Genomic DNA, 9,430 nt, shown 5'->3' with positions numbered 1-9,430 from the left:
CAACCCCACCCGCACCACCGCACACCACCCCCTGTTCCAGATCATGCTGATGGTCAACAACACCGCTCCGACCGACACCACGGGTTCACCCTTCGCCGGCAGCGACATCCCGTTGGCCATCGGTACCGTCAAGTTCGACCTGACCCTGTCCGTCGGTGAGCTGACCGACGCCACCGGCGCACCCGCCGGACTCGACGGCGCCCTCGAATACGCCACCGACCTGTTCGACGAGCACACCGCCGCACTCCTCGCCGGACGACTCAGCCGACTGCTGCACTCGGCCGTCGCCGACCCGCAACAGCGCGTCGGTGAACTGGACCTCCTCAGCGCTGAGGAGGTCCACCAACTCCTCGTCGCCTACAACGACACCACCGTCCCGCCCACCCGAGGCTGCGTTCACGAAGCCTTCCAGGAGCAGGCCCGGCGCACCCCCGACCACACCGCCGTCACCTTCGGCGAGCAGCGGATCAGCTACGCCGAGCTGAACCGACGCGCCAACAGGCTGGCCCACCGTCTGATCGCGGCCGGCGTCACACCCCAGTCCACCGTTGGCGTCCTGATGCACCGGGGTGCGGATCTGATCGCGGCCAGCCTGGCGGTCCTCAAGTGCGGTGCGGCGTACGTGCCGGTCGGGACCACCCTCCCACCGGCCCGGGTACGCACGATCATGACGGACTCGGCGGCTCCGGTGCTGCTGGTCGACCGGTACGCCGAGACCAACCCGGCCCTGGCCGCGGAGCGGGAGCACGGCACCGTGATCGTGCCCTTCGACGGCCCGACCGGTGGCCGCGACGACGACCTGAACCTGCCCCTGGACGACCGCTCCCTGATGTACGTCATGTTCACCTCCGGCTCCACCGGCCGGCCCAAGGGGGTCGGAGTCACCCACCACAACGTCCGCGAACTCGCCGCCGACCGTTGCTGGAACGCCGCCCACCACCGCCGGATGCTCGTCCACTCCAACTACGGCTTCGACTCCTCCACCTACGAGATGTGGGTACCACTACTCCTCGGCGGCGAACTCGTCATCGCCTCCGGAGAAGGCGCCGACCTGGCAGAACTAGCCGACACCATCACCCGGCACCAGATCACCGCCGCCTACTTCACCATGGGCCTGTTCCACATCATGGCCGACGAAGGACTCGACACCCTCGCCCGACTCGAAGAGGTCTGGACCGGCGGCGACACCGCCTCACCAGCCGCCATGCAGCGAGTCCTCGACCACTGCCCCAACACCGTCGTCGTCCACAGCTACGGCCCCACCGAAGTCACCTTCGCCTCACACCACCAGCGCTTCGACACCAACCGCAGCGAGTTCCCCGGCATCCACCTGGGCCGCCCCCTCGACAACAACCGCACCTACGTCCTGGACGAACACCTCAACCCCGTACCCCTCGGCGCCACCGGCGAGCTCTATCTCGCCGGCGACCAGGTGGCCCGCGGCTACCTCGGACGGCCGGGGCTGACCGCCGAGCGCTTCGTCGCCGACCCGTACGACCCCGACGGCGCTCGCATGTACCGCACCGGCGATCTCGTCGCCTGGACCAGCCAGGGTCGACTCCGCTTCATCGGTCGAGCCGACGGTCAGGTCAAGATCCGGGGCTTCCGCATCGAACCGGCCGAGATCGAAGCCACCATCGGCGAGGACCCCGGCATCGGGCAGGTCGCCGTCGTCGTCCGCGAGGACCGGCCAGGCGACAAGCGACTCGTCGCCTACGTCGTCCCCACCCAGGCGGCCGCCCCACGCGACTGGGAGGCGACCGTACGTCAGCTCACCGCCCGCACGTTGCCCGACTTCATGGTGCCGAACGCGGTGGTGGTACTCGACCAACTCCCCGTCACCGCCAACGGCAAACTCGACAGGCGTGCCCTGCCCGCCCCTCAGCAGGGACAACGCAGCGGACGAGCCCCCCGGACCCCCGACGAACACCTGATGTGCGGCCTGTTCGTCGAAACCCTCGACGTCGCAGCGGTCAACGTCGACGACAACTTCTTCGAACTCGGCGGACACTCACTGCTCGCCACCAAGCTGGTCAGCCGGATCCGCGACACGATGGGTCTCGACATCCGGGTCCGCGACCTGTTCGACCGGCCGACCGTCGCCGGGCTGCTCGACGGCACGCGGCGCGGGGAAGCCTCCGAGGTCCTGGTGCCGCTGCAACCGTCCGGTGGACACCGCCCGCTGTTCTGTGTCCACCCCGGCGCCGGCATGAGCTGGTCGTACGCCGGACTCGCCCGGCACCTCGGCCCGGAGCAGCCGATCTACGGCCTCCAGACCCGGGCGCTGAGCCTGCCCGGCTACCGGGCCGCAGGAGTACCCGAGTTGGCCGAGGAGTACCTGACGGAGATCCGTCGGGTGCAACCGCACGGCCCGTACCGGCTGCTCGGCTGGTCCTTCGGCGGGGTCGTCGCACACGCGATGGCCACTGCGCTGCAACAGACCGGCGAGGAGGTCGAACTGCTGGCCATGATGGACGCCTACCCGGTGTCCGTCGAGGAGGCGGCCCGGCCGCGCACCGAGCGCGAGACCATGCTGATGCTGCTCGGCGACGACGACGGAGAGACCGGTGAGCTGCCGGACGGGCTCCTCGACCGGTACGACCCGGCGGCGGTGGTCGAGGTCCTGCGCCGGCGCGACCCGGTGCTCGCCGGTTTCACCCCCGGCGAGGTCCACGCCCTGGTCCGGGCAGCAGTCAACCACGCCGACATCATGGCCGCGTACCGGCCCGGGGTCGTCGCCGGTGACCTGCTGTTCTTCTCCGCCGGCCGGGCCGGCGTGGCCGACGGCCCGGCACCGAAACTGTGGGAAGAGCACTTCAGCGGCGTCATCGAGTGGCACGACGTGGCCACCACTCATCTTCGGATGACCGAACGGGAACCACTCGCGGAAATCGGCGAGAAGCTCGCCGCAAGACTTGCCGAATTGGCATAAGAGAACTCCGGAAACCTTCGAGAAGGGAAATGACATGGCGAATCCGTTCGACGACGAGAACGGCACGTTCCTGGTGCTGGTGAACGCCGAGGCCCAGCACAGCCTCTGGCCGGTCTTCGCCGCCGTACCCGGCGGCTGGCAGACGGCCTTCGGGCCGGCCGGCCGGGCGGAGTGCCTGGCGTACGTGGAGAGCTCCTGGACCGACATCCGACCGCGGAGCCTGGTGGCGCAGTACGCGTAAGGAAACGCCAGGTCAGATCACCTCCAGCGGCCCCTGCTCACCTCGTGAGCAGGGGCCGCTCAGTCGTGTCCACACGCCGGTCACTGCCGCTTCGACTGCCCGCCTTTCTGCCCTTCCAACTACCGTCTGCCACCCCCGGGCACTCCTATATTCGACGTGTGGGAAATAGCGCGACCGAATGGGTCGACCGCGAGCCGGTGCAAATCTCCGGTGCGTGATTCGCACACTTCGACACGTCTGCTGTCGGCGCTGCCGGCCGTCGTAACCAGGTACGAGCAAAGACCCCGGGAGGCGAGATGTACCAGGCAGAGCAAACGGTGGCGGTGAGAAAAGCCGCCGCCTACCCCGGTCTCCTCGGCGAGCACCTGATCGCCGAGAAGACCAGGGCCGCCATGGCGGTCCAGCAGGAGGCGTTGTACGCCGCGCGGGAGTTCCTGCGCAGCCAGGGCTTCACCGAGCTGCTGCCCCCGCTGATCGGGCCGGTCACCGACCCGGGCGCCCGGGGCGCCAAGGCCCTCGATGTCGACTTCTACGGCCACACGTACAAGATCATGACCAGCGCGATCCTCTACAAGCAGGCGTCGCTGCGCGGTTTCCCGAAGCTGTTCTACATCGCCCCGAACATCCGGGTGGAACCGCCGGAGACCGTGGACACCGGCCGACACCTGGTGGAGTTCCACCAGATCGACGTCGAGATCGCCGGTGGTACCCGCGAGGACGCGATGGACACCGCCGCCGGGCTGCTCACCCACGTCGTCGCGCACGTGTTCGACACCGTGCCGGACGTGCTGCGGCAGCTGGGCCGTGACCCGCTCGACTTCGCCGAGCTGTTGACCGGCAAGTTCGACAGCTGCACCCACACCGAGGCGGTCCAGCGGCTGCGCGACCAGGGTCACCCGCAGAGCCCGGACGCCGAGATCAACTGGGCGGGTGAGGAGATCCTGTCCCGGGAGGCCGACCGGCCCTTCTTCATCACCGACTACCCCAAGGGATCGCGGGGCTTCTACGACCGGGAGAACCCCCAGGACCCGGGAGTGCTGCGCAACTTCGACCTGATCGCCCACGGCGGTTTCGGGGAGCTGGTCAGCGGCAGCGAGCGGGAGGCGGACTACGCCACCCTGGTGACCCGGATGCGGGAGAGCGGCGAGAACCCGGCCAAGTACGACTGGTACCTGCGGCTGATGCGCGAGGGCCTGCCGGCCAGCGCCGGTTTCGGCATGGGGTTGCAGCGCCTGATCCGGTTCCTGACCGGCCTGGACGCACTCTGGCAGGTCAGCGCGTACCCGAAGCTTCCCGGCGTGGTCTCGCCGTGAGCGCTGAGGGTGCAACGCAGCGGGGCGGGGTCTACGCGCCGGGGCTGCCCGAGGGGCTGATCCGGCAGCGGGCCCGCGAGGGCGTGGCCGCGGTGTTCCCGCCGGTCGACACGTACGGCCGACAGTTGCACGGCGCCGGTGACGAGGAATTGTCCGGCCCCTCCGGCATCACCGACGACCTGGACCTGGCCCGCCTGGTGCCGCCGGTGTTCATGCCTCGGCGGTTGGAGAAGCTGATCGACCTGGGCCGAGAGCCACTGCACGAGGACGTGGACCTGACCACCGTCATCGGCGGCTTCCACTCGCCGTTGCCGGTGTACGTCTCCGCGTTCGGCTCGACCCGGGTCGCCTCCGGTGACGCGGGGATCGCCGCCAGCCGGCAGGCCGGCCGGCTCGGCATTCCGATGGTGATCGGCGAGAACATGGTGCCGGTCGGCGGGTACCGGCGGGCCGAGGCCAGCCAGTCGCCGATCCTGGCCCGGCTGCGCGCCTACGCGCAGGAGTGCCCGCCCGGGGTCGGTGGTGTGGTCGTGCAGCAGAGCACCGAGGACGCCGACTCCGAGGTGTGGAACCTCGTCTACAGCGACACGTCGGTGCGCGAGCTGCGCGACTCGGGCCGGTTGGGCTTCGAGCTGAAGACCGGTCAGGGCGCCAAGCCGGGACTGGGCGGGATGACCGCGGTGGACGCCGAGGAAGCCGCCCGGCTGGCCGGTCAGTTCGCCGTCCGGGAGATCCTCGGTCCGGACCGGTGGCTGCGCTGCGCCACCCCGGGAACCTTCACCGAGGAGATCCTGCGCCAGCAGGTGCGGTTCATGCGCAACAACTTCCCGCGGGCCCGGGTGTGGGTGAAGTTCCACCCCGGCCGCGACGTGGCGTCGGCTGCGACCACGGCCTGGCAGGCCGGTAGTGACGCGGTGACCGTCGACGGCGCGCAGGGCGGCACGGGGTGGGCACCCCGGACGTTCCTCGATCAGGTCGGGTTGCCGCTGGGCGAGTGTCTGCGTCGCATCGGCCGCCCTCAGGGCTGCCTGCTGGCCACCGGCCGGATCTGGGAGGGCGGCCGGGCGGTCCGCGCACTGGCGATGGGCGCCACCGCCGTCGGTCTGGGTAGGGCCGCGCTGCTCGCGGTCGACGAGGATCCCGAGCAGGGCCTCACCCGGCTGGTCGAGGCCCTGGCGCTGGAGGCCCGGCTGCTGGTCAGCTCGGTCGGCAAGTACCGCGCCGACGCACTGACCGACGAGGACCTCTGGTGGCCGGGTGCCACCCCGACGGCCGTGTCACCGGCGCGTACCGCACCGATCGGCAGCCCGGCATGACCGCCTTGCTGGACGTCGGATGTCACCTGCCGGCGCTGAGCGTGGACATCGGTGACATCTGTGTCGACGCCGACCCGAAGCAGATGTGGACCTACCGGCGCCTGTTCGGGCTGAAGAAGGTGCTCCGCGATCCCGGGCAGGATCTGCGACCGCTGCTGGTCGCGGCGGTCGAGTCGCTGACGGAGTTGCGCGGCAACGAACACCGGGTCCGCTACGTCGTGCTGGGCCGGACCATCGTTCCGGCAGACCGGGCCGGGGAGACCCTGCTGGAGGACGTCTGCAGCACGCTGGGCCTACCCAACGCGGTCGCGTTCACCCTGACCCAGCGCGCCTGTGCCGCAGGTCTGCTCGCGGTGGACCTCGCCGGCCGGCTGCTCGCCGCGGACGGTGACCCGGACGCCCTGGCCCTGGTGCTCACCGGCGAGAAGGCCTTCATGCCGCTGCTGGAGACCATCCCGGAGAGCACCGTGATGGGGGAGGCCACCGCCGCCTGCCTGGTCACCGCGAACGGTGAACGGGACCGGCTGCTCGGCGTGGCCACCCGCACCCTGGGCCAGTTCGCCGAGTCGGTCCCACCGCAGCCCCTGCACCCGGACTTCGTCAAGGACCACAACGAGGTGCTGGCCGAGGTGATCCGGCAGGCGTGCCGTGACGCCGGGGTCGAGGTCGACGACCTGGCACTGCTGCTGCCCCACAACGTCAACAAGTTGTCCTGGTCGTGGACCTGTCAGCTGCTGAACGTGCCGCTGGACCGGGTCTACCTGGACAACATCGCGGCCACCGGGCACTGCTTCGGTGCCGATCCGTTCGTCAACTACGTCCATGCCCGCGCGGCCGACCGGCTACGCCCGGGTGATCTGTACCTGATGGCCGCCGTCGGGCTCGGCGCGACGTTCACCGCCGCCGTGCTGCGGCACTGACCCGTCGACCTCGTCGCAGAAAGGGAAACAGCCGATGTCACCTCCGGATCCGACGTTCCTACAGGGTGTCAAGAGTGCCTGTACCGGAGCCACCGGCACTCCGTTCGTCCTGCTGGGCAACTTCGAGGTCGAGGACGAGTGGGCCCGCGACGAGGTGGGACTGCCGGTCTTCGGCGGTCGGGCGTCCACGGCGATCGTCAACCGGATGGACGAGTTCACCGTCCTGCTGGCCGGTCCCGGCGACCACGTCGTGTTGAAGTCCGCCCCCGACCCCGACTACCTGAACTACCTGCGGCAGTTGGGGATCGAGCTTCCCGGGATCCTGCTCACCGACGAACACGACCCGGCGGCCACGGTCAGCGAGGACGCGCTGCGCTCGCCCCGGTTGTTGGCCGCGCTGCGGTCGCTGGCCGGGCAGGGGGCGTACCTGCTGCCGCACGGCATGTCGGTGTTGGAGCAGCAGCTGTGCGAGCTGACCGGGCTCGCCCCGGCGCTGCCGGCGGTGTCGGTGGTCAAGGCGGTCAACAGCAAGATCTACAGCCGCCGGGTCGCGACGGACCTCGGGCTGCCCCAAGCCGTGGGCTGGGAGTGCGAGACCGTGGACGAGTTCGTCGCCGCGGCCGGCGAGGCGGCACGCGCCGTCGCCGCCGGGCGCCGGGTCGGCGTCAAGGACGCGTACGGAGTCTCCGGCAAGGGCATCATGGTCGTCGATGACCTCCGCCGGATGGACCAGCTCGTCCGGATGGTCACCCGACGCGCCGAACGCACCGGCGACCAGCGGGTCGCCCTGGTCATCGAGGAGTGGGCGGACAAGGCGCTGGACCTGAACTACCACTTCACCGTCGCCCGCGACGGCTCGGTCCGGTTCGACTTCGTCAAGGAGGCGCTGACCGAGAACGGCGTCCACAAGGGACACCGTTTCCCCGCCCGACTCTCCACCGAGCACGCCGCGCAGCTCGTCGTCGCCAGCGAACGGCTCGGCGCGCGACTGGCCGCCGACGGCTTCCACGGCGTGGTGGGGGTCGACGCCATCACCACCACCGACGGCGGTCTACTGCCGGTCCTGGAGATCAACGCCCGGAACAACATGTCGACGTACCAGACCGGGCTGCAGGAGCGCTTCATGGGCCCGGACAGCGTCGCCCTGGCCCGCCAGTACGACCTGCGGCTGACCGGGCCGGTCACCTTCGCCGGCCTGGCCGACCGCCTCGGTGACCTGTTGTTCGACCGGGAGCGGGGCACCGGCCTGGTGGTGAACAACTTCGCCACGGTCAACGCCGCGACCCCCGAACCCGGCGACACCCGCCCGTACGTGGGACGCCTGTACGGGCTGCTGCTGGCCCGTACCCAACAGGAACTCACCGACCTCGACAACGCCGTTGTCGCGGCTGTCCAGAAGGAGACCGTCCATGTCTGAGTCGACCGCGCTGGGCGGTGTCCCCGTCACCGAACTTGTGGAACGGTTCGGTACGCCCCTGTACGTCTACGACGGCGCGACGATCACCGACCGGTACCGGCAACTGCGTGAACGGCTGCACCCGGCGGTGCGGATGTTCTACTCGCTGAAGGCCAACCCCAACATCAGCGTCTGCGCGCTGCTGCACTCGCTGGGCGCCAGCGCCGAGGTCTCGTCCCTGACCGAACTGGTCACCGCGGAACGCGCCGGTGTCCCGGCCGAGGACATCATGTTCCTCGGCCCCGGCAAGAGCCGCACCGAGCTCACCGCGTGCCTGAAGGGTGAGGTCACCCTCATCTGCGAGTCGTTCGGCGAACTCGCCCTGATCGACGAGCTGGCCGCGGAGCTGGGCACCACCGCCCGGGTGGTGCTGCGGGTCAACCCGAGCTTCGCGGTCAAGGGCAGCGGCCTGACCATGGGCGGCAAGCCCCGTCAGTTCGGCATCGACGAGACGGCCCTGCTGGCCGAGTCCGACCTCGCCGGCCGGCACCCGTCGGTGCGGCTGTGCGGCTTCCAGGCGTACCTGGGCACCCGGTTCCTCTCCGAGGCGATGATCGCCGAGAACACCGCGCGGATCCTCGACCTGGCCGAACGACTCGGTCGGCACCTCGCGGTCGACCTGGAGGTCGTCGACGTCGGCGGCGGGCTCGGCGTGGCGTACTTCGCCGGCGAGCAGGACCTCGACGTCGCCGCGCTGACCGACCAGCTCAACCCGGTCTTCGCCGCCTTCCACGCCCGCCACCCGCAGACCGCCCTGGTGATGGAGCTGGGTCGGTACCTGGTCGGGCACAGCGGCACCTACGCCGTACAGGTGCGGTACGTGAAGGAGTCGATGGGCGAACGGTTCGCGGTCGCCGACGGCGGCACGAACCACCACATGGCCGCGGTCGGCATCGGCTCCTTCGTCAAACGGAACTTCCCGATGCGGCTGCTCAACCGGGACAGCACCGCCGAGCCGGTGAAGTGGAACGTCACCGGCCCGCTGTGCACCCCCAACGACACCATCGGCAAGGCCGTCGAGTTGCCCGGCGACCTGCGCCCCGGCGACGTGGTCGGAGTCGACCGCTCCGGCGCGTACGGCCCGACCGCCTCGCCTGTGCACTTCCTCAGCCACGGCTACCCGGCCGAGGTGCTGATCCACCAGGGCGAGCCCCGGCTGGTCCGCTCCCGCGACGACGTGGAGAGCATGCTCGCCGCGCAGATCCTGCACGACTTCCGCTGACCCCGGCTCGACTCCGCACCACCTGCAACG

The 9,430-nt window shown here is 70.1% G+C and carries 7 protein-coding genes; all 7 read left to right on the top strand.

Annotated elements, in window-relative coordinates; all coding sequences use genetic code 11:
* Positions 1-2,932, top strand: a 2,932-nt coding sequence (locus C1A38_RS14945) for a non-ribosomal peptide synthetase (RefSeq protein ID WP_146017556.1), incomplete at its 5' end; no start/stop codon positions are given.
* Positions 2,933-2,966: 34 nt separating this feature from the next.
* The gene (locus C1A38_RS14940; RefSeq protein WP_013734734.1) at positions 2,967-3,173 is read left to right on the top strand and encodes an MbtH family protein; all 207 of its coding nucleotides are present in this window, start codon (positions 2,967-2,969) and stop codon (positions 3,171-3,173) included.
* 296 nt (positions 3,174-3,469) lie between these two features.
* Complete coding sequence (locus tag C1A38_RS14935; RefSeq protein ID WP_102658435.1) at positions 3,470-4,486, top strand: asparagine synthetase A; 1,017 nt, start codon at positions 3,470-3,472, stop codon at positions 4,484-4,486.
* Positions 4,483-5,802, top strand: coding sequence for a glutamate synthase-related protein (locus C1A38_RS14930; RefSeq protein WP_102658434.1), 1,320 nt, complete (start codon positions 4,483-4,485; stop codon positions 5,800-5,802). The genes C1A38_RS14935 and C1A38_RS14930 overlap by 4 nt, the downstream gene beginning before the upstream one ends.
* A complete protein-coding gene (locus C1A38_RS14925) occupies positions 5,799-6,722 on the top strand; it encodes a 3-oxoacyl-[acyl-carrier-protein] synthase III C-terminal domain-containing protein (protein WP_102658438.1) in 924 nt (307 codons plus the stop codon). Before C1A38_RS14930 ends, C1A38_RS14925 begins: the two co-directional genes overlap by 4 nt.
* A 34-nt stretch (positions 6,723-6,756) precedes the next feature.
* Positions 6,757-8,139: a preATP grasp domain-containing protein gene (locus C1A38_RS14920; protein ID WP_102658433.1), complete on the top strand. Its 1,383-nt coding sequence runs from the start codon at positions 6,757-6,759 to the stop codon at positions 8,137-8,139.
* Positions 8,132-9,400, top strand: a complete 1,269-nt coding sequence (locus C1A38_RS14915) for an alanine racemase (RefSeq protein ID WP_102658432.1) — start codon at positions 8,132-8,134, stop codon at positions 9,398-9,400. Before C1A38_RS14920 ends, C1A38_RS14915 begins: the two co-directional genes overlap by 8 nt.
* The last annotated feature ends 30 nt before the right edge of the window (positions 9,401-9,430 follow it).

Source organism: Verrucosispora sp. ts21, from assembly GCF_002879555.1.
GTDB classification, from domain to species: Bacteria; Actinomycetota; Actinomycetes; order Mycobacteriales; family Micromonosporaceae; genus Micromonospora; species Micromonospora gifhornensis.
Note: the sequence above shows the minus strand (reverse complement) of the source record. Positions and strands in the feature narration are given on the sequence as shown.